Source organism: Neobacillus niacini, assembly GCF_023715415.1.
GTDB classification, from domain to species: domain Bacteria; phylum Bacillota; class Bacilli; order Bacillales; family Cytobacillaceae; genus Neobacillus; species Neobacillus niacini_C.
On sequence record NZ_JAMBOB010000001.1, the window covers coordinates 51,851 to 72,385 of the forward strand.

20 protein-coding genes and 1 pseudogene are annotated in these 20,535 nt (G+C 35.6%); 7 read left to right on the plus strand and 14 right to left on the minus strand.

Going from position 1 to position 20,535, the window contains the following annotated elements:
• Nucleotides 1-6: 6 nt before the first annotated feature.
• The 11 genes from M3189_RS00200 to M3189_RS00250 all read right to left on the minus strand — a co-directional run bounded on the left by M3189_RS00200 (nucleotide 7) and on the right by M3189_RS00250 (nucleotide 9,711).
• Nucleotides 7-318, minus strand: coding sequence for a UxaA family hydrolase (locus M3189_RS00200; RefSeq protein ID WP_251630700.1), 312 nt, complete (start codon nucleotides 316-318; stop codon nucleotides 7-9).
• 20 nt (nucleotides 319-338) lie between these two features.
• Complete coding sequence (locus M3189_RS00205) at nucleotides 339-1,499, minus strand: iron-containing alcohol dehydrogenase (protein WP_251630703.1); 1,161 nt, start codon at nucleotides 1,497-1,499, stop codon at nucleotides 339-341.
• Nucleotides 1,500-1,560: 61 nt separating this feature from the next.
• Nucleotides 1,561-2,283 (minus strand): FadR/GntR family transcriptional regulator, encoded by a 723-nt coding sequence (locus tag M3189_RS00210; protein WP_251630705.1) that lies wholly within the window; start codon nucleotides 2,281-2,283, stop codon nucleotides 1,561-1,563.
• A 251-nt stretch (nucleotides 2,284-2,534) separates the two neighbouring features.
• A complete protein-coding gene (locus tag M3189_RS00215; RefSeq protein ID WP_251630706.1) occupies nucleotides 2,535-3,269 on the minus strand; it encodes an RraA family protein in 735 nt (244 codons plus the stop codon).
• 58 nt (nucleotides 3,270-3,327) lie between these two features.
• Nucleotides 3,328-3,771: a PPC domain-containing DNA-binding protein gene (locus M3189_RS00220; RefSeq protein WP_251630708.1), complete on the minus strand. Its 444-nt coding sequence runs from the start codon at nucleotides 3,769-3,771 to the stop codon at nucleotides 3,328-3,330.
• 23 nt (nucleotides 3,772-3,794) lie between these two features.
• A complete protein-coding gene (locus M3189_RS00225) occupies nucleotides 3,795-4,535 on the minus strand; it encodes an SDR family NAD(P)-dependent oxidoreductase (protein ID WP_251630710.1) in 741 nt (246 codons plus the stop codon).
• 54 nt (nucleotides 4,536-4,589) lie between these two features.
• Complete coding sequence (locus tag M3189_RS00230) at nucleotides 4,590-5,429, minus strand: carbohydrate ABC transporter permease (protein ID WP_251630712.1); 840 nt, start codon at nucleotides 5,427-5,429, stop codon at nucleotides 4,590-4,592.
• A gap of 13 nt (nucleotides 5,430-5,442) precedes the next feature.
• Complete coding sequence (locus M3189_RS00235; protein WP_435368051.1) at nucleotides 5,443-6,354, minus strand: carbohydrate ABC transporter permease; 912 nt, start codon at nucleotides 6,352-6,354, stop codon at nucleotides 5,443-5,445.
• A 210-nt stretch (nucleotides 6,355-6,564) separates the two neighbouring features.
• Nucleotides 6,565-7,905 carry an ABC transporter substrate-binding protein gene (locus M3189_RS00240; protein ID WP_251630714.1) on the minus strand — a complete coding sequence of 447 codons (1,341 nt, stop codon included), beginning with the start codon at nucleotides 7,903-7,905 and terminating at the stop codon, nucleotides 6,565-6,567.
• Nucleotides 7,906-8,291: 386 nt separating this feature from the next.
• The gene (locus M3189_RS00245; RefSeq protein WP_251630716.1) at nucleotides 8,292-8,930 is read right to left on the minus strand and encodes a YesL family protein; all 639 of its coding nucleotides are present in this window, start codon (nucleotides 8,928-8,930) and stop codon (nucleotides 8,292-8,294) included.
• Nucleotides 8,931-9,033: 103 nt separating this feature from the next.
• The gene (locus M3189_RS00250) at nucleotides 9,034-9,711 is read right to left on the minus strand and encodes a hypothetical protein (protein ID WP_251630718.1); all 678 of its coding nucleotides are present in this window, start codon (nucleotides 9,709-9,711) and stop codon (nucleotides 9,034-9,036) included.
• A 499-nt stretch (nucleotides 9,712-10,210) separates the two neighbouring features.
• On the opposite strand from M3189_RS00250, the gene M3189_RS00255 reads away from it, so the two are divergent.
• Entirely contained in the window at nucleotides 10,211-11,545 is a 1,335-nt protein-coding gene (locus M3189_RS00255) for an ABC transporter substrate-binding protein (RefSeq protein WP_251630720.1), read from the plus strand.
• Between the two features lie 36 nt (nucleotides 11,546-11,581).
• Nucleotides 11,582-12,295, plus strand: coding sequence for an RraA family protein (locus tag M3189_RS00260; RefSeq protein ID WP_251630722.1), 714 nt, complete (start codon nucleotides 11,582-11,584; stop codon nucleotides 12,293-12,295).
• Between the two features lie 407 nt (nucleotides 12,296-12,702).
• On the opposite strand, the gene M3189_RS26805 is transcribed toward M3189_RS00260, so the two are convergent.
• Nucleotides 12,703-12,828 (minus strand): hypothetical protein, encoded by a 126-nt coding sequence (locus tag M3189_RS26805; RefSeq protein WP_285889256.1) that lies wholly within the window; start codon nucleotides 12,826-12,828, stop codon nucleotides 12,703-12,705.
• Between the two features lie 347 nt (nucleotides 12,829-13,175).
• On the opposite strand from M3189_RS26805, the gene M3189_RS00265 reads away from it, so the two are divergent.
• Both M3189_RS00265 and M3189_RS00270 read left to right on the plus strand, forming a co-directional pair.
• The gene (locus M3189_RS00265) at nucleotides 13,176-14,096 is read left to right on the plus strand and encodes a hypothetical protein (RefSeq protein ID WP_251630725.1); all 921 of its coding nucleotides are present in this window, start codon (nucleotides 13,176-13,178) and stop codon (nucleotides 14,094-14,096) included.
• Between the two features lie 200 nt (nucleotides 14,097-14,296).
• Entirely contained in the window at nucleotides 14,297-14,836 is a 540-nt protein-coding gene (locus tag M3189_RS00270) for an SH3 domain-containing protein (protein ID WP_251630726.1), read from the plus strand.
• A 678-nt stretch (nucleotides 14,837-15,514) separates the two neighbouring features.
• On the opposite strand, the pseudogene M3189_RS00275 reads toward M3189_RS00270, so the two are convergent.
• Nucleotides 15,515-15,793 (minus strand): annotated as a pseudogene (locus M3189_RS00275) (M15 family metallopeptidase); the annotation flags it as partial.
• Nucleotides 15,794-16,030, minus strand: a complete 237-nt coding sequence (locus M3189_RS00280) for a hypothetical protein (RefSeq protein WP_251630728.1) — start codon at nucleotides 16,028-16,030, stop codon at nucleotides 15,794-15,796.
• A 649-nt stretch (nucleotides 16,031-16,679) separates the two neighbouring features.
• Between M3189_RS00280 and M3189_RS00285 the strand changes: the two genes are divergently transcribed.
• Genes M3189_RS00285 through M3189_RS00295 form a run of 3 tightly spaced genes read left to right on the plus strand, consistent with a single transcriptional unit; the run spans nucleotide 16,680 to nucleotide 20,511 of the window.
• Nucleotides 16,680-18,245, plus strand: coding sequence for a spore germination protein (locus tag M3189_RS00285; RefSeq protein WP_435368043.1), 1,566 nt, complete (start codon nucleotides 16,680-16,682; stop codon nucleotides 18,243-18,245).
• A gap of 24 nt (nucleotides 18,246-18,269) precedes the next feature.
• Nucleotides 18,270-19,370, plus strand: a complete 1,101-nt coding sequence (locus tag M3189_RS00290) for a GerAB/ArcD/ProY family transporter (RefSeq protein ID WP_251630732.1) — start codon at nucleotides 18,270-18,272, stop codon at nucleotides 19,368-19,370.
• The gene (locus tag M3189_RS00295) at nucleotides 19,357-20,511 is read left to right on the plus strand and encodes a Ger(x)C family spore germination protein (protein WP_251630734.1); all 1,155 of its coding nucleotides are present in this window, start codon (nucleotides 19,357-19,359) and stop codon (nucleotides 20,509-20,511) included. Before M3189_RS00290 ends, M3189_RS00295 begins: the two co-directional genes overlap by 14 nt.
• Nucleotides 20,512-20,535: the final 24 nt, after the last annotated feature.

Genomic DNA, 20,535 nt, shown 5'->3' on the forward strand with positions numbered 1-20,535 from the left:
GTTTGCTTATTGATTTTGTCCAATTTGATCTCCCCTTCCTCGGTTACCTTCTAAATTATGGATATGAACATGCTCTCCAGGCTCAATCTTTCTCATCGACCGTCCAATAATTTCTCCATACTTTACTACATAGTCAGCATTGCAAATCGTTTTAATCGCAAATTTATGACCAAACTGGATGGTATCTTTTACTATTATTTCATAATCCCCCGTTGGATCAGTGACTAAAACAGTTACTTCAGATGGAATCTCTTCTAATGCTACAGCCACATTGTCTTTTGCATTTAATACAACAAAATTGAAATTTGTTTTTGTCATAGGTTCACCCTCTTAAACTATTAAAGAATCCCGTTATATGCGTTTTCAATAATTTCTTTTATATCTTTAGGGCTGGTTAGTCTCGGATTTATTAACACATTTCCACTTCTCATTGAGTCTTCAACCAGCTTTGGAAGTAAATCTAAAGTTACACCAAGCTCTTTAATATTCGAAGGAATATTTAGAGATTGATTTAATCTAATAACAGCCTCTATGGCTAATTCTGCTGCTTGTTTAACAGGAACACCATCTGTTTTTTCTCCTAATGCCTTTGCGATGTTTGCCATCCTCTCAGGGCATGCTGGCAAATTATATTTCATTACGAATGGTAAAAGCGTAGCATTGGCAATTCCGTGAGGAACATTAAATACACCGCTGAAAGTATGTGAAATAGCATGAACATTTCCTAAACGTGACTGAGAAAATGCTGCTGCGGCCAGCATGGAAGCAACTAGCATTTTTTCCCTGCTCTCAAAATCTGTCCCGGCGAAATATGCTTTCTCAATATTTTCTCCAATCATTTCAATGGCGTGAAGGGCAAAAGCTTCACTGGCAAAATTTGAAGTTTTAGATGTGTAGGATTCAATCGCATGTGTCAATGCATCCATCCCGGTTGCAGCGGTAACGCCCATTGGTAGATTAATAGTGAGTTCAGCATCAAGAATGGCATATTTAGGATAAAGATAAGGACTAATTACGGCTGCTTTAAAATGTGTTTTTGTGTTCGTAACGATTGTTGATGAAGTGACTTCACTTCCCGTTCCAGAAGTAGTTGGTACAGCAATAAGCGGAAGTCCCTCATTTGGTATCTTTCCAACTCCTTCATAATCGATAATTTCACCGGAGTTATTTGCCATAACAGCAATTCCCTTAGCGGCATCAATGCTACTTCCACCACCTACCGCTAACACACTATCAGGGTTATAATCTCTTAATTTTTTTACACCTTCCATAATATTTTCACAACTTGGATTGGGTATAACCTCATCATAAATTTCAAATTGGATGGAAGATTCATTCAATGAACTTTCAATTGTTTGAAGAATTCCGGCATTTATTACGCCTTTATCCGTTACAATAAATACTTTCTTATATCCTAATGAATGTAATAAATCGCCAACTTTTTTAGCCAATCCTCTCTCAGCACGAATCATTGTTGGCATATAAAAATTAAAATTCATGAAAATCCCCTCTTATTCGTAAATTGGTCAACCAATATAAAGAAAAAAATTAAAGGGAATTTTACTTCCCCATTCCTTCTTTGTTTATCTCTTCAATAAGTCTTCGGGTTGCATCACCCATATGTTTTTTCATAGCTATTTCAGCTTTTTCCGGATCATGGTCTGCAAGTGCAACATAAATATCATAATGGTCTTCATAAGAAAAGGTCGTATTAGGAGCCACATCGATTACCGTTTTAATCCATGTTCTTAAAAGTGATTGCAAGCTTAATAGCACACTTTTTAGTGCGGAATTTTTAGCCATTTCGGCCAATTTCACATGGAAAGCAATATCTAGCTCTACAAAATCTGATTTGGTTGAAACTTTAAGTTTTTCTAATATAGACCATAACTCATTTAATTCTTCCTCGGTGCCACGCTCAGCAGCATATTTTACGATTGCTATCTCGATATCATGTCTTGCTTCAATGACATCCATTGTATGTTTTTGCCCTAGTAGTAATCCCCATTCAATTGTTTCAAGCAATAGCCCTGAGTCTGCCTTTGTTAAGTAGGTTCCATCTCCTTGCTTAACTTCCAGAATTCCCAAGACATTAAGGACTTTAACAGCTTCCCTAATGGATGAACGACCTACATTTAACGCTTCCTGAAGCTGGCGTTCAGTTGGAAGCTTTTCTCCAGGTTGTATGCTTCCGGAAAAAATAAAATCTAGTAATCTTCGTGTAAGTTCTATGACGATAGGGTCTTTTTTAATTGGCTCAAATTCAAACTTACTTTTTTGCATATATATTTACCTTCTCTCATTAATATAACAGTACCAAATTTATAAAATGGTCAACCTATAGATGTAGTTTATTCAATGTATCACTTAAATACAAGGGAAATTCAGAAAAGTTTACATTTTTAATGGTTAAAGGTATGTTAATGAGATCCTCCAAGTGAAGTAAAAAGAAAGGAACCACTTTTTAGGTAAAAACCATATAAAAGTGGTTCTGTATTTATTTTAAGAATTATATTCCCTTTAGATAATTAATCCTAATTCCCTAGTCTATTAAGGGTCTCATCAGGTTCATATCCAAGTGCCTCATAGTGCGCTGCGCGAATCTTTTGGTCTGCTTCTAATATTGCCTTTGCAAATTTCAAAACATCTTCAGCCTTATCTCTAGGAATGACTAAAACACCATCATCATCGGCACAAACAATATCCCCAGGTACAACCGTTACGCCTGCACAATTTACTGGTACTTGTACTCCATCACTTTTCATTCTTCCAGACACATGGTGATAGGTACGTTTTGTACAAAATGCATTTACCTCTTCCAAATTACACTCGTAAGAATCACGGCAGCCTCCATCAACAACTGCACCAACCATTCCCCAAAGGTGATATTTCATCATGTTTTCAGATCCGAGAAGTCCTCCTGGATATCCACCCATATCAACAACCAATACATGATCGGTTAAATCCTCATTTTTCATTCTGCCCATAAAGGAATAAATATCTGAACAATATTTGTTATTTTGATCTAAGTACTCTTCAACTGTTTCGCATGGCTTCTCAAATGTTTCATCAGCACGGGCTAATTTAACCGTCCAAGCAAAACCATAAAATGAAATTCCAGGACGGATTGGACGCATCTCGGTTGACATGGATCCTTTGTTTACTAACCCTAAGGCATCCATTCCATCTGATAAATCTGCTAATCTTACTTTTCTAAGTTCATTCAATAATGCTCTATCTTTTTCAGTTACAGTTAAAGTTGTTGTCATGTTTTTTCTCTCCCTTTATATGAATAATATTTTTAAAATATATGTTCTTGTTTCTTTATTAATTTTTATGATCTAAGTAAACAACACCATGTTCATTTTTCACTCGGTGAATGTTTAAATCTTTCATTTCTGCAAGAATGATTTCCGCTAAAAATAATACTTCAGTACCTTCCTCAAGGTGGCCAACATACGTTCCTTCTTTATCTTTAGCGACAATATGAATATGTGGATCACCATCAATAACATTTCCTGAAAGAGAACCTAATTCAATTGGTCCATTTCCTTGTATGGTTATAAATTTATCCTCAGAGGTTGGTCCCATGCTTGTAGGCAAGTGATAAACTAGCTTTTGCATTGACCCTACAGCACCAAAAAGTACTGCATTTTTAATACCTTCCTCTTTTAATCGATCACGGATACCCTCAAGTAAAAGATCTCCTCTTGATAGATTTATTACAATAACTCTACCAATTCCTTCTCCAAAAAACAGATTACTTGACATAACGTTCCTCCTAGAAATTTATTTTAAAGAGTGAATCCTCCATCAACCACAACAGTTTGGCCTGTAATAAAATCACCTCCCTGAATGATAGCACTTGCCATTTCTGCAACATCTTCCGGAGTAGCTACTCTGCCCAATGGAGTTCCATCACTATATTTTTTAATATGATCTTCCTGTCCTTCAACCCATCGGGTCTGAACAATACCTGGAGCAATCGAATTCACCCTAACTTCAGGAGCAAAAACATGGGCAAGTGATTTGGTTAAGCTAATTCCAGCTGCTTTTGAAGCCGAATAGGCAATGGAACTTCCCATACCGTTAAAACCAGCAATTGAGGTAATATTAATAATGCACCCATTATTTCTTTTAAGTTCTTCTTGACAGCAGCGGCTGGTATAAAATGCCCCTTTTACATTTACATTAAAGGCATTGTCCCAATATTCATCTAACAAGCCATTTAAATCCTCTAAGGCAACATAATTAGTTGTACCAGCATTGTTTACTAAAATATCGACTTTTCCAAAATCATCGATTACTCTCTTGCACATTTCTTCTACTTCAATGGAATTAGAAACATTTGCTTGGTAGATTTCTCCTTGCACTCCCAGTTTCTTCACTTCATCGATCGTCTTTTGAGCTTCTAAGAGAGATTTGGAATAATTAATAGCGATGTTTACTCCATTACTTGCTAATTTAAGTGCTATTGCTCGACCAATACCGGTACTTCCACCAGTAATAATGGCCGTTCTTCCTTTTAAATCCATACCTGCTTCCCCCCTTTTTTATAAAATTGGCTCTATTAAACTTGGTTGTCCATCTTATTTAATTCCAGTAGTTGCAATCCCCTCAATTAGTAGCTTTTGGAATGCAATAAAGAAGATGAATATAGGAATTAGCGATAAAATAGACATTGCAAACATGGCACCCCACATTGAATCACCAGTTGCATCAAGGAAACCTCGTAATGCTAAAGTTACGGTCCACAACTTTGGATTACTTAGATAGATAAATTGACTGAAGAAATCATTCCAAGTCCATATAAAAGTAAAGATTGCCGTAGTAACAATGGCAGGAAGCATTAGTGGAAATATAATTCTTGAAAAGATTTGTATATGACCACAACCATCAACTCTTGCAGCTTCGTCTAAGCCCTTTGGAATCCCACGAATAAATTGGACCATTAAAAAGATAAAAAATGCTTGTGTAGCAAAAAACTTAGGTACAATCAATGGGAGGAATGTATTAACCCACTCCAATTTATTAAATAAAATATATTGAGGAATTAAAACAACATCATGAGGTAACATAATTGATCCAAACATAAGAGCAAAAAGTAATTTTTTGAATGAAAAATCAAGTCGTGCAAACGCATACGCAGCCAAGGAACAGGATATTAGATTCCCAATGATACTTAATCCGACCACAATAAACGAGTTTTTAAAGAATGTTGCAAATGTAAAACCAGATGTCCCTTCCCAGCCTTTAAAATAATTATCCAATGTTATTTGTGATGGCCATAGTCCCAATTCTTTGAAGATCATCGTGTCAGGTTTCAGTGAACTACTCAGCATCCAAAGCAAAGGATAAATCATGATTAAAGCACCTATTAGTAATAAGACAAATTTCCCTGCAGCCCAATATGGTGTTGCTTTTTGCAATCTAGCTCACCCCTTAACTTTCATAATGGACCCACTTTTTAGCTAATAAAAATAGTAATCCAGTAAATGCTGCAATGACTGCTAATAGAATCCATGCCATCGCAGAAGCATAACCCATTTGAAACTCAGTAAAAGCTTTAATATAAAGATAAAGATTATAGAATAATGTAGAATCCAAAGGTCCCCCTGTTTGACCTCCAATTATGTAGGCAGGTGTAAAAGCCTGGAAAGCATTGATTAATTGCATGACAAGATTAAAGAAAATAATTGGGGTTAACATAGGAATCGTAATCTTAAATAATTTTGTAAATCTACCTGCACCATCAATTGAAGCTGATTCATACAGGTCAGTTGGAATTTGTTTTAATCCTGCTAGAAAGATAACCATTGGAGAACCAAATTGCCATGCTAGTAAAATAATAAGGGTATAAAGTGAAGTCGATGGATCTGCTACCCAGCTATTTGGAGCAATACCGAAAATCGATAGAAATTCATTAATAATTCCATCCATTCCAAAAAGTTGCTTCCATAAAATTGCAATCGCTAAACTTGGTCCTAGTAAAGAAGGTACATAATAAATGGCTCGGAACCCCGATAATCCTCGAACACCTCTATTTAATACTACCGCAAGACCAAAGGCCATAATTAATTGTAAAGGCACTCCAATAAATACATATTTAAGTGTAACTTTTAAAGATTGGGTGAATCTTAGATCCGAAGTTAAGAGATTAATATAATTGTCAAAACCAGTCCATTTTGGCATATTAAACATGTCATAATGTGTAAAAGACAAGTACATGGAGGCAATCATTGGGATTAAACTGAGTACAATTAACCCGATCAGCCACGGAGTTAGGAACAGCAGGGCAACTTTGTTTTTATTCCACAATCTCCTTCCAGCACTTTCTTTCTTAACATTAAGCAACGCGGACTCTCGTTCTAAAGCTTCTGCTTGCAACTTTGAATCCCCCCTATTTAAATTTCATTTTCGCATGGGTTCTTTATGGGTATGAAGAGTATGAGGGTGAAACCATATCACTTTTCACCCTCACTATTTAATTGGCCATCTTAAACTGACTGTTCATTTCTGTCCTAATCAACAGGGTAAAAAGCCCACAATGACCTTTAACACATCCTACTTATTAAGAGCTTGTTTAGCCTCTTGGAAAAATCCTTCTGCAGCTTTATCGATTGACATTTTACCAAAGGCTACATTTTGTGCATAACGCTTATAAATGGATAAAACTTCAACAGAACCTTGTGGACGAATTGTTGTTGTTGGAATATCCTTCTGTACTTCTTCCATAACTTTAATAGCTTTAACATCGAGTGGATCTAGTACAGTTTCTAAGTTATCTCGTACAGGCTGTGTTCCAGGAATTCCATTTTCAGCCTTATAAATTTTTGTTGCTTCTAAATCATTTACAAAATAGTTGATTAACTTAGCAGCTTCTTCTTTAACTTCAGATTTCTTGCTCATAACAATTGCAGGGACTTGCAGCTGTTCTCCACCTTTATTCTTACCATTATCCATTGTTGGATAACGCATAATATCCAATTCATTTCCACTTAAATATTTTGCAAATACTTTCGCCTGGTTAAAAGGACGTTCAATAAATACTGCTTTTCCAGTTGCAAAGAAATTACTCTGATCAGGTGTAGTAGACTGTTCAGCACTTACTTGTCCTGAAGGAATAACACCTGCTTTTCTGAGATCATCCCAGTATGTCCAATAGCTTTTCAAATCTGCTTCAGTAAATCCTAAACTCTTACCATCTTCTGATAGGAAAGATCCGCCTTTTTGTCTTGCCCACATTTCAATACCATGCTCAATTGAAGTTGGGTCACCACTTATGGCATATTCGCCTTTTGGTAATTTTTCCTGAATTTTTTTCGTATAATCCGCAAATTCCTCATAAGTAATACCACTCTTTGGTGAATCAATTCCTAAATCTTTGAGTTTAGAAGTGTTAAAAATCATCGATTCGATTGTGACACCTTTTGCTAATGCGTAAAGATTGTCTTTATATTTCCCAGCGTCAATAACTGCTTTATCCCAGCCTTCTGTGTTAATCGTTCCGTCTTTAACATATGAATCCAGGGGCTCAATGACGTTTTTAGAGAAATATTCATTACCATAAAGTAATAATTGAAGACCGAAAATATCTGGAAGGTTTCCGCCTGCTGCTTGAGTTGATAGTTTTGTCCAATAATCATTCCAGCTCGAAGGTTCTCTTATAATCTTTACATTTGGGTTCTCTTTTTCATAAATATCAAGAATTTGATTATAAACTTTATCGCGTTCTGGATTACCCCACCAAGCAAATCGTATTTCAACATTCTTCGATTCATTCTTTTCTGTTGTTTTGCCAGAGTTCTTTTCAGCTGGTTCCGAATTTGTATTACTACTACAAGCAGCAACTGTGAAACTTAATAACAGAATTAGGAATACCGATAGTAAGCGTCTCAACTTCATTGATTAAAAGCCCCCTTGTAATTATGTTTAGAATTTTTATCGAGATAAAGCGTTTTCATTATCAAACTGATTAAAGAGCCCCCTTTTTTCGAGTTTTATTGCTTTACCACTTCCTGATTCCTACTAAACTAGCAGAGCAGGTAATAAAACACTTTCATTGCTAATTAAAGAATTGACAGCCAGTCCCAACATTCGTTAATTGGTTCACTCATCAATTCATCAACCTTTAATCATATTCTAAATTGATGTATAAAACATGTCAATAATAAATTTTAGAATATTTATACTTTTTCAAATCGTTCATTACATAAACAGGTAGTTTAATTAAAAAAGAATCTATTAACATAGACATCATTCTATGGACTAGATCCTTTTTTCGAGATACCTTAATGGTGTTTGCTAAGATTTTCTTGTTTTCTATCAATTTTTCGGAAGCTAATGGAAGCGCCCCACATTAAAATAATCGAAAATACACTTATAGAAAAGAACGGGAGAAGACCAGGAATGGATAGTAAAATAATGCAAAATAAAATAAGAAGAATAAGCATCACAAATGTAACAGGAAGATTAAGTGTTCCAATATATAGAGCATTTTTAAAGTATTGCAAAAACTTTAAATCAAAATGAACGTATACAGGAAAAAGATAAAGGAATGTAATTAAATAGAAAACGGCAATGATAAAGAAAGGAATAGACATTATGTATTGAGCTGTACCGCCAATATAGAAGATAAACTTTAAATCTAAGTATAATACGAGACCAATCACTGTCATGAAAAAGCCAATTATATTAGACTTAATGAATTCTTTTTTATATGAATCAAAAAATGTTTGAAAGATTGGAGTATCTATTTCTTTAAGGTTCCACTTTCTGATTACTGCAAATAGGCCTACTGTTGCAGGCATTATTCCTAGAATTACGATTCCAGTTAAAGTGAACAAAATCCATAATATATTTACATAAGCAATCTTCAAAATCCATTTACATACTGTATAAACAGTGCCTGTCACTCCATTAAATTCCAAGTAATTCACCTCTTCGACAGTATTATTTGAAAACTAACAAGATTAAGAATATTCATCACAAAATTTTTTAGAGTATTATAATTGTCGTCCTTAAAGACCACTATCATTTTGTTATTTGGTTCTGGGAATATTTCTGAACATCCATCTTTATTATAGAATCACTATGACAGTCACATTTTTCATCTGCACATTCTTTAAATTTTAATAAATATGGTTTTAAAATAACTGGTTCACTAAATATTTTGCTTGTAAAGTATCCGTTCGTACTGTCGTAATTGTTTACCACTAGATTTGTAAATAACTGCTCCATGTCATCTTCTACTATTTCCATATGATTAAAAAACTTCGGAGAACCAAATGCTGGACTAAACATTTCTCCAATATAAAAAATAGTTGCATCGAAAAGATGGTGGAGAGCTCTTGTTACTTCGTATGATGGACAGTAAAAAGAATTAGCAGGAAGTGGTGCCCCAATAATCATCAATCGTATATTACGGCCTTCGGCACTAAAACGTATGGCAGTTTCATATGCAGTTTCTACAACAACACCCTTTGGACTTTTCTCCCATCTCATATTTACAAAATCCTCATAGCCTTCAGTCGCAAATAATAGAGAATCTGAGATATTACAATTTTCCTTTAATCCAAGCTGTAATCCCAACTTCCCATTACCAGCAAATACCTCAACAACATCTTCCAGAGGTATTCCCTTCCTCTTTAAGTATTCACTTACTCCCTCAACAAAGTCATCTGTTAAATTAATATAAGATTGATAGGTCATTATTTCCTCCTAGTAGTTTACGGGTAATGGTAAAGTGTATCACTACCCAAAATTGATTAGTGGTGACGGTTACAAAAAATTACTCAATAAATCTAAGCGTTTTCAAAAGTTTGTTCATTCGACAAACTAAGTACAAATATATTATAAGGGTTATTTTCTTCGCAATCAAGATGGTTATTTTAATATACGGGGAACGGAAATAAGAAGGCAATAAGAGAACATTTAAGGAATAAGGAAAAAGTAATATTTTATATTATAAAACTATTCCATATCTTCAGAAAATTTTATACAAATTATTGACAGTCTTGTTTTAACATACTAATATTTAGTTATTGGTCAACCAATCAATGAATCAATTGGTTGATGACCTTCACATCATTATGAAAGCGTTTTTATTTTAACCGCTTCATAAAATAACGCATGGAGCAGATGAGGAGGAAGTATATTAGTAGATTCTTTGTTTTGGTTCTAAAAATTATTTATGGAGGATGGTGGCTTAATGTATAAAATGAGACGTTTTTTTTCGGTCCTATTGATTTTGTTGTTAAGTTTCTCATTAGCAGCATGTAACAGTGATGCTGGAACTGAAGCTAAAAATACGGATAAAGGTGAAAAAAAGAGTGGTGAAAAAGTAGAAATCCGGTTCGCCTGGTGGGGAAGTTCTGAACGGGATAAAAAGTATAATGAAATCCTGGATTTATATGAAGAGCAGAATCCAAATGTAAAAGTTATCAGAGAACCTACAAGCTGGAATGATTATTGGACGAAGCTTGCAACTCAAGCTGCAGGTGGTAACCTGCCGGATGTTTTTGGCCTTCATTTAAATCTTTATGGAGGTGAATATTTCACAAAAAATGTTCTGGAACCGCTTGATACATATGTAAAAAGTGGAACCATCAGCACAGAAGGATGGGATCAGTCTGTTCTCGATGCAGGGAAATATAAAGGTAATTTATATGCTCTAGCAAAAGGTGTAACTGTCGCAACTTATGTTACAAATATGAGCAAAATTGAGAGACTGGGCATAGAGCCGCCAAAAGCTGATATAACCTATGATGAGTTCAAAGAGTATGCTCTAAAGATTAGAGCAAAACTACCAAAAGGTGAATATGTATTGGGAGACGATCCTACTGCACTTGAGCATGGTCTTGAAGATTGGTCAAGAACAAGAGGTGGTTCATTTTTAACAGAGGATGGATCGGACCTTGGATTTACTAAGGAACTTCTCACTGAGTACTGGACATATTGGTATGAGCTCAGGAAAGCTGGCATAATTCCTCCTGCTCAATTGAGTGCTGAACAAAAAGGCTTAACAGATGAAGCTAGTTTATTCGGAACCGGGAAAGCAGTGTTCATTGATCGACCATTAAATCAGGCAAAATTATTTGCTAAATTGGTAGGCGAAGATCAACTGGTTGTATTGAGCCAACCAAGACTGGCAAATGGAAAAAACAAGAGAGGTGAACAACTCCAACTTCCGGCAATCGTAATGAGTAAAAATTCAAAAGTTAAAGAAGAAGCTGCAAAATTACTCAGCTGGTTTGTCAATGACTTAGAAGCTACAAAAATTTATAAGGCTGAAAATGGTATTCCTGGGACAGCTCCAGTCCGTGAAAATCTGAAACCTGTACTTGATCCGATAGATGCAAAAGCAATAGAAGTAATGGAAAATATTACGAAGGATTCTCCTCCGACTACCCTTCGTCCAAGCGGCGCTGTTGAAGTGTTGTCAATCTATTTCCGATATGCCGAAATGGTCGCTTTTGAACAATTATCAATCAAAGATGCAGTAGATCAATTCTTTACGGAAGCACAAAAAGCATTGAATAAGTAGTCTATTCTAAAACATATTGAGGGAGAGAATAATATAATGGAATACAGAGACCAACATTTGTTAGAAGAAATTAGAAAATGCCGCTTAGCAGATTTATCAGATGGAATGGATGCATTAGGTTTAGTAAATAAAGGATCTATGTCAACAGATATGCGCCCACTTCGCCCTGGCATCTCATTTGCTGGGTACGCTTGGACAGTTAAGTTATCTAATAGTAATCAAGGATTCAAGCCAAGTGAAACAGTTGAGGAATATATAGAACAAAACAGAAAACAATGCAGAGAAATTTATTCTTTTGTAGGTGTAATGAAAGATGAGGATGTAACAGACCATGTATTAGTGGTTGATATGGATGGATACCCAGGCGGACTTCTTGGCTCCGAAAATATGATGAAGTTTCACTATTGGGGCATGGCTGGCGCTGTCATCGATGGCGGATGCCGTGACTCTTATGAGTGTAATTTAGAAAATGTGAATGTATTCAGTACGAAACGTACCTACCACCATGTATCAGGCCGAATGAAACTTGACGGCGTAAAAATTCCTGTAAATTGCGCAGGGGTAACAGTAAACCCTGGTGACATTGTCTGTGGGGATGATGATGGTGTATTAGTTATTCCAAGGGATAAAGCCGAAGATGTCCTTAAATTTGCAAGAGCAATCTTAGAAGCTGATCAGGTAATAAGAGCTGATCACTATAAAGCTCTTGGTTATGAGCCAGACGCTACGCTGAACAGATTAGGAAAATAATGAAATAGAAATTCCTACTGGTCACTACGGTAAGTAAAATTAATGATGTTAAAGGCTCCCATGTTTACATGGGAGTCAATTTTCATTTTTAGGAATACTAAAGACCTGTTTCCTTCAAATCATTAATCTCTACAATTTGTCTCTCACTATGGATGACTCTTTATATAACTTATGTAAATCTTAGAAACCTAGTCCTATATCATTTAATTTTCTCTAATAATATTTAAAAACATTTAATCCGTGACCAAGTTGTGATCAATAGTATGACTTTACCAGGTCACTACTAAATGAAAAAAAGTAAAAGGGAGGTTCATTAAATCCCCCCTATTTAGAATAAATCAATAATGTAAAACTAAAGAATTAGAATCTAGCTAAGGCTAATTTCTTTTCAATTTTAGTTTAGAGGATTAAACTTTTATGTTTCTTTCCCACGACTGTGAGTTATTACTCATACCATGTAGCAATACTAATAGTTTTCCACTTCCTTCCATTTCATAATAGATACTCAAGTCTCCTACTTGTACGTAAGGCATACTCCCATCCCTCCGACTTCACATAAGACAGTTAATATTCCACCGATTGTATTTCTTTTTAGGTAGAGTCCATCTGTTCAGCCAATGCTACATGAATCCACCCTACCTTTGCTGATGCACAAATGATAGACCTTTAGAAATTTTTTCTAAAGGTCTATATTTTACGATGGTGTTGGAGCTCGATGGGAGCATCTATTGTGGGCTTCCTTTTAAATAATATTACTTCAACTCCCTCAAACCCCAATTTCTGCTAAGATATGGGGCTTTTCTTCCGATTGTCTGCATAGTATGTAGACAAGGGTAAGTAATCTCTCAATGAAAATAGTAAACCAGGAGGGAAAAACCTAATGCAATTTATTGAAGATATTAATGAAGTGAAATTTAGTTTTTTGGAAAAACCGCCTGCGTCTTCGATGACATATGCCTTTGTTTATGTTAATAATCACAACGAATACTATGCCGTTAAGAATGGTGAGCGTCTGTCCCGTAGTGAATTACGGATTGGCAAATATAAAAAGGTGTATACCGTCAATATGCAGCAGCATACCATCATTTTCAAAGAGGAAGTCCCTTCGGCAACAAGAGGTAGAAGTTTTTTTGTCAACCTGTTTATCGATATTGCCGTTGAACACCCCGAACGCATAGTTCAACAAAATGCCGGTGAAATTGGCGGCATTATTAACAATTACCTGCCCTTCTGGGTGGAGTCGGAAGCACGATTTTATCCTATTGAAGAGGATCTGGGTTTTGCTCAGCATATAGAAGATTTTTTTCAAACTTCTCAATTAGTTAAGGTGTTAAGAGAAACTGGAATTGTGGTGCGGAATGTTCGTGTTTTGATCCGGCAAGGGTTTCGGGATCAGCGCCATAATGAGGCAATCGCCGATCTAGACAGGAACGCGGAACTATCTGCCTATCAAGAGGCGCTGGACTTGGAGGAAGCGCGCCGCATTTCGGCCGCAATTAAAGAAGCCCTACAAGCAGGTGATTTTATCACTGCTGGAAAGCTTGGAGAAAAGAATGAAATGGCAAAGGTGTTAGTGAAATCGGAGTTTAACCAAAATCAAACCTTTAAAATTGAGGTAAACAAACAACTTTTAAACTTGATCAACGATCATTCGATTGACCAGTTTGAGGCAGAACAAAGATTGGCCAAGCTAAAAAATCTGTTCCCCCACCTCCCCATCAATCCGGAAAACATCCATAGAAAAAAACAGATTTCTGGTCAAAAGAGAGAACTTCTATCCTACTTTAATAAAGGAGAGTAGGAATTGTGGAATCCATTTTAAATCAGCTTTTTTGGATTTGGTCACTTGTCTCTGTCCTTCCTGAATGGTTGCGTATTTTTTTAGTCCTTTTTCTACTCATACACATTTCAAGGCTGATTTTGTTGTACATTTTTCCTCCCTTCTTTACCTTGTTATGCCGTTTGTTGAGCGTAATGCTTTATCTCATTTCTTACCCAATCATGAAACTTCTCGCCTCGGTACAAAGAAGGAGGAGAGAAGCAGGGAAAGCTGGCTTACCTGTTTGGATGGAGTTCATTGAAGGTATGTTTTCCTTGTTTGAAAAGTTTTTAAACAAAATGATTGAGCTTTTCAGTAAACGGAAAAGAAATAAGAACAGGATGAAAAGATGGACCTTCTATTCTGCCACAGCTTTAGTCATTTTGCTTACTGCGGCAATCATGAACAATCCAAATGAATGGTATACACAAAAATGGAAGAAAGCTGAGGTATGGTTAAACCAGGATCATGTGCACATTCAGGCATCCAAGGCTTCACCTGTTCAAAAAGAATTAATTTTAAATAAGATTTATAAAGATGGCGGAAATATTCGTGAAGCCCCAGAACTAACATCACCCCGTATATACACGATTACAACTAGAGAAACCCTGCAGTTTTTGAATGAAGAACAAGTAGATTCCAAAGGAATTAAGTGGCTAAAAGTTCAAACACCAAGCGGGGTCAAAGGCTGGATTTCATCTTTGATTGTCCGGGAAAAATAATCTAATTAATAAAACCTAAATAAGGAGAGTTGACTCAATATGAATAGTCTACTCTCTTTATTTATTAAACTTCCCCATTCTTATATTGAGATTAGGTGTTAGCTTCGGGCCAGACTTCTCTAACAAAAATGATCCCTATGTATTAAGCGGCGAAATCGTTTCTATTGAAATAATAAATTACGAACAGGAAAAAATAAGTGTAGGTTGGGTACGCTCTGAGAATAATCATATTTCTATTAACACAAAAAAATTTTTAGAGCATTTTAAGTTCCACTTCCGAATGATGACACATTCATCTCATAATGATAAATAAACTAAAAACTCCCTTCCTAAAATGAAGGGAGCTTTCTTTATGGGACTATGTTATTAACTTTATTAACGTTTTATAGTATATAAACTTAAAAATCCTTTCATATCACTCAAAAACAAAATTCCAATTAACGGAAGTTCCTCTCTACAAATAATAAAATAAAACAGCCTGAGTTCTAGATTGGCGCTGTGTTATTGATTGACTCATTCCTGAAGGTGAAATAAATTATTTTTCTGCTGCTTTTGTAATGGACATCTCATTCGCAACATTGACAATATACTCCATTTGTTCAAAATTCATTCTATCACCTCAACTTCAGCTGATCCGATCCACATTATGATCGATGAAAAACATTTTACACTTGATTTTTATTCTCCACCAGACACTGGTTCTGCATGAAAATATTCTTCCAGTGTAATTCCTATGTTCATAATTTTTAGAGCAATCGATTTACCAACATAACGTAGGTGCCAAGGCTCATATTGATAACTAGTAATGGTTTTTTTTCCTTTAGGATATCGAATAATAAAGCCGTAACCCGATGCATTCTCCTCTATCCAAATGGCCTCTTTTGTCCCTCCGAAGCAGTCTTCTGCAGGACACTTGCCATCTCCTCCGGTAACATCGATTGCAAGACCGGTTTCATGTTAACTTTCTGGCAGCTTATGTAGGTTATTTACGAGAACAGAAATACTCTCTGGGTTAGCGTCAACATGGATATTGCCTTCATTCTGTTTTGCATGAACAGACGATGTTGATTCAGGTTTGCTTTGATTGGAAAGAGTTGACTCAGGTTTGTTTTTTGTATCTAGAAACATGTCTGTATAGCCAGTTAATATCACTGCTAATATAATGATGCAGTCCCTGATTAATAATCTATCCAATTTGAACACATCCATAATAAAAACTTTATACATCAATTAATTTTAAATTAACAGGTTAAATTTTATCATGGTGCCTTTCGTTTAATGAACTCCAGAAAACTTAATATGTTATGAAGTAAGGCTTAAAATGACCAACCTTTAACATCAAAGTACCTTGTCCACTTTGCTTCAAGTCTATTAATTTAGTGGCTATTAATTATTTTAATCTGTCTCTGTGCCTTCAGCTCAAAAAAATATAGGCTGCCGTAGCAGCCAATATTCTTAAATTTAGGTACACGATAGTGCGATAAGAATGCTTTTCAATTTGATTAAGTTAAAAACCTTAGGAAGAAAAAATTTCAACCAAACATGAGAATCCAATGATTCATTGTGGGATTTAAGAATCCTACCTTTTTGAGTCTTACTGTTTATTTATCGATAATCGGTTAATTTTAACATAAAAAGTAAATAATACACTCAATCTATTCAAAAACGTCTCTAATGAAAATACTTCTAAACATTTATAGGAGAGGTTTTTATGTTCAAGAAAATTATTTCTCTAATACCGGAATATATCATTTTCGTACAAGCATTTATTACCTTTATAGTTCCACTTGGATTTTTTAAATTTTTCAAATGGATTCATTCTTTAGAGAAAGAGTGATGATTAGTGAAATGGCGGAAGTTAAACAAAAACCGGATGAAGATTGAAGAATCTGCAAAAAAAGCAAAACAGGATAAACAGCCATTTCAAGAATCTATAAAAGAAATGACTGGCAATCTTACGGCTGATTTGAATCTAATTCGCAAAGAGATTGGGCATAATTCAGATGTAGAATTTCGTGAGTTTCAAATGGGAACAACGGGTATTCGTATTGCCGTTGTTTTTATAGATGGGTTGGCAGATGCGGATGTAATTAATAAACATATTTTAGTTGATTTCATGTCGGCTTCACCAAAAGAAACTGGCCATCCACTAAAAAACTCCTCCTTAAAAGAGTATATTAAAAACCAAACCCTTTCTGTATGCGGCTTAAATGAAGTTCATACTCTTAATGATATAACCTCCGGAGTAATGTTTGGTTCAATTGCGATTTTAGTGGATGGTCTAGAAGACGTTTTCATGGTTGGCGGCGCTAAAGCTAAAACAAGAAATATTGATGAGCCGCCTACTGAGGCATTGGTACGTGGACCCAGGGTAGGTTTTATTGAAAATTTAAAAGATAATACAGCTCTTCTACGGCGGCACGGCAAAGATCAAAACTTATCCATAATCAGCTTTCAGGTAGGAGAACGGTCCAAAAAAGAACTAGTCATTACCTATATGAAGGATATTGTGAACCCACATATATTAGAAGAGGTTAAGCAGCGGATTGATAAAATAAAAATTGATGATGTACATGACTCTAGTTATATTGAACAATTAATTGAAGATAATTTTTTAAGTCCATTCCCTCAAGTGCAAAGTACAGAACGACCTGATCGTGTTATGAGTGCTTTGATGGAAGGAAGGATAGCTTTACTGTTGGACGGCTCACCTTTTGCCTTAATTGTTCCTGTTACCTTCCATATGTTGTTGCAGTCACCTGAGGACTATTACGAAAGATGGATGGCTGCGACTTTAATTCGTATATTACGTTATTTTGCAGCCTTTATTGCTTTATTTGTTCCTTCTTTATATATTGCTTTTATTTCCTTTCATCCGGGATTAATTCCAACCAAGCTCATTTTTTCCATTGCAGCCACCAGAGAGGGAGTTCCTTTCCCCCCTCTAATTGAGGCACTCATAATGGAAGTATCTATAGAAGTATTAAGAGAAGCCGGGCTTCGTTTACCAAAACCAATTGGACAATCGATAGGGATCGTTGGCGGTTTAATCATTGGCGAAGCAGCAGTGCAAGCAGGAATAGTTAGTCCAATCATGGTTATCGTAGTCGCTGTCACGGCCATATCTTCATTCACGCTCCCGCATTATAATGTAGGGATTGCATTAAGAATTCTTCGTTTTGCCTCAATGCTATTTGCTAGTGTGTTTGGATTATATGGAGTCGTTCTGTTCTTCCTGTTCCTATGCAGCCATTTGGTCAGACTTAAAAGTTTTGGCATTCCATATGTGAGCCCTGCTGTTTCATATAGATTGGATGATTGGAAGGATTTCATAATACGGGTCCCCCTATTCCTGATGAAACGCCGTCCAAAACTGTTGCATCCAAAAGATTCAGTAAGAAAAAGGTAACAGTTGGAAAGGAGTTGACAAATTATGACGTCCGGTCCTTTAGATCGAATAACATCTTATCAAGCAGTAATGTTTATCACAAATTTTATTCTCGGTGCAGGGACTCTAACGCTCCCCAGAACCACGACAGAGAAAATCAACACTCCCGATTCTTGGATTGCAGTAATTGTTAGTGGATTAATTATTTCTCTTATAGCAGTAATAATATTAAAACTATGCCAAAGATACCCGAACGAAACTTTCTATCAATTTAATCAAAAACTACTTGGGAAATGGGTAGGATTGCTGCTAAGTTTAACAGTTATCTGCTATTATATTGTGTTGTCCGCATATGAGGTTCGAACTATGGCTGAAACTACACGATTATTCTTACTTCAAGGAACTCCAACATGGGCTATTATAATGCCATTTTTGTGGATAGGTCTATACTTAGTTCAAGGCGGGGTAAATGCCATTGCTCGGTTATTAGAAATTATTTTTCCAATTACGGTTCTTTTATTTCTTTTGGTCATGTTTTTAGGCATCGAATTATTTGAGGTTGATAATTTACGTCCGGTGTTAGGATCGGGGGTTAAGCCCGTCTTTAAGGGGTTAACAACCTCTTCTCTTTCCTTTGCAGGCTTTGAAATTCTCCTATTCATTTATATGTTCATGAAAGAAAAAAACAACATAACAAAGGTTCCATTAGTTGGAGTTGGAATACCCATTATCTTTTATACCATTACAGTGGTAATCGTAATAGGTTCCATTTCAGTAGACGCAGTAGTGTCACAAACATGGCCTGTACTTACATTTATTCGAAGCTTTGAAATCACAGGTCTTTTATTTGAACGGTTTGATTCCCTCATACTTGTCATTTGGATTATGCAAATATTCGCTTCGTATGTCATTGCTTTATTTATTGCTACTCTAGGATTAAATCAGATTTTTCCGAAAAGTACTCATGCATTTATTTATAGTTTAATACCTCTCATTTATTTAGTTTCTATGATACCCAAAAATATAAATGAAGTGTTTAAAATGGCAGAAATGATTGGTAATTTAGCCCTTTATTTATTTTTTATTATGCCACTGTTCCTATTCATTATCTCAAAGGTGAAGGAAAGAAAATATGAAAAAATGTAAACCTATACTAATAAATTCTTTTGTCTCGATGCTTTTACTTTTTCTACTGTCTGGTTGCTGGAGCAGCAAATCCATTGAAGATTTAAATATCGCCGTTGGCACGGCTGTAGATAAATCAAAAGATGGAAAAATACGATCAACTCTTCAATATGTAATACCAAAAGCAATCGGTAATTCAAATAGCAAATCACCGCAACAAAAAGCTTATACTAATGTCTCTGCGACAGGAAATTCACTAGAACCAATCGGTTGGGAAACGACCTTACAAAGAGAGGGTCCTATTTCAGGGGCACATGAAAAAGCAGTGATTATTGGGCAAAATCTTGCTCGTGAAGAGCCAATTAGAGAAATAACAGATTTGTTCTTTCGGGATATCGATATTAGAGGAAGTACCTTAATCTTTATTTCTAAAGGAGAAGCTGCACGAACACTCGAATCAAAGGAAGCAGATGTCGTTCCTGCTATACGCTTGGTAGAAATCGCACAACAGGATCTTACAACTAGAGCATTGAAGCACCTCTCTTTAATGAAGATTTGGGGAAAATCGAACTCTCAGACCAGCTTCCTTTTACAGCTGATTGATATAAAAAAGGGAGAATTTGAATTAGATGGAGCAGCCGTAATAAAAGGAAGAACAAACAAGATGATTGGGATTCTTAATAAGGAAGAAATTGAAGGCATAAATTGGATAACAGGAGAAGTTAATAGCGGAGCGGTAAAAGCCTTTCAAAAAGAGTCAGAAAAACCCACATATTACCAGATTCAGTCTATAAAAAGCAAAATTAAGCCGCATGTTACAGGAGATAGAATTTCGTTTGATGTAAAAATTGAGTCAGAAGGAAGAATCGCTGAATATTGGAATCCTCACTTTAAACCAGCTTTTAAGAATAAAACGATTAAACACATAGAAAATGCAGCCGAGAAAGAAGTTATGCGCTTAGTAGAGAATACCACAAAAAAAATGCAAAAGGAATTCGGAGTTGATGTTGGAGGATTTGGCACTAAATTGAGAATAAAACATCCTAATGTTTGGAAAAACGTGAAGGACAATTGGGATGAAAAATTTAGTGAGATTCCCATCACCTATGATGTATCGATTACGATACAGGATTACGGAATGATTGGATCAAAGAAAAAATAAATAACTTTTGATAGTGCAAAGGAC

Excerpts from the sequence above, each read along its gene's own strand:
- M3189_RS00270 (WP_251630726.1), top strand. The coding sequence starts at position 14,297 with ATGAAACTTCTCGCCTCGGTACAAAGAAGGAGGAGAGAAGCAGGGAAA.
- M3189_RS00295 (WP_251630734.1), top strand. The coding sequence starts at position 19,357 with ATGAAAAAATGTAAACCTATACTAATAAATTCTTTTGTCTCGATGCTT.
- M3189_RS00255 (WP_251630720.1), top strand. The coding sequence starts at position 10,211 with ATGTATAAAATGAGACGTTTTTTTTCGGTCCTATTGATTTTGTTGTTA.
- M3189_RS00290 (WP_251630732.1), top strand. The coding sequence starts at position 18,270 with ATGACGTCCGGTCCTTTAGATCGAATAACATCTTATCAAGCAGTAATG.
- M3189_RS00250 (WP_251630718.1), bottom strand. The coding sequence starts at position 9,711 with ATGACCTATCAATCTTATATTAATTTAACAGATGACTTTGTTGAGGGA.
- M3189_RS00200 (WP_251630700.1), bottom strand. The coding sequence starts at position 318 with ATGACAAAAACAAATTTCAATTTTGTTGTATTAAATGCAAAAGACAAT.
- M3189_RS00225 (WP_251630710.1), bottom strand. The coding sequence starts at position 4,535 with ATGGATTTAAAAGGAAGAACGGCCATTATTACTGGTGGAAGTACCGGT.
- M3189_RS00210 (WP_251630705.1), bottom strand. The coding sequence starts at position 2,283 with ATGCAAAAAAGTAAGTTTGAATTTGAGCCAATTAAAAAAGACCCTATC.
- M3189_RS00220 (WP_251630708.1), bottom strand. The coding sequence starts at position 3,771 with ATGTCAAGTAATCTGTTTTTTGGAGAAGGAATTGGTAGAGTTATTGTA.
- M3189_RS00265 (WP_251630725.1), top strand. The coding sequence starts at position 13,176 with ATGCAATTTATTGAAGATATTAATGAAGTGAAATTTAGTTTTTTGGAA.
- M3189_RS00260 (WP_251630722.1), top strand. The coding sequence starts at position 11,582 with ATGGAATACAGAGACCAACATTTGTTAGAAGAAATTAGAAAATGCCGC.
- M3189_RS00240 (WP_251630714.1), bottom strand. The coding sequence starts at position 7,905 with ATGAAGTTGAGACGCTTACTATCGGTATTCCTAATTCTGTTATTAAGT.
- M3189_RS00205 (WP_251630703.1), bottom strand. The coding sequence starts at position 1,499 with ATGAATTTTAATTTTTATATGCCAACAATGATTCGTGCTGAGAGAGGA.
- M3189_RS00215 (WP_251630706.1), bottom strand. The coding sequence starts at position 3,269 with ATGACAACAACTTTAACTGTAACTGAAAAAGATAGAGCATTATTGAAT.
- M3189_RS26805 (WP_285889256.1), bottom strand. The coding sequence starts at position 12,828 with ATGCCTTACGTACAAGTAGGAGACTTGAGTATCTATTATGAAATGGAA.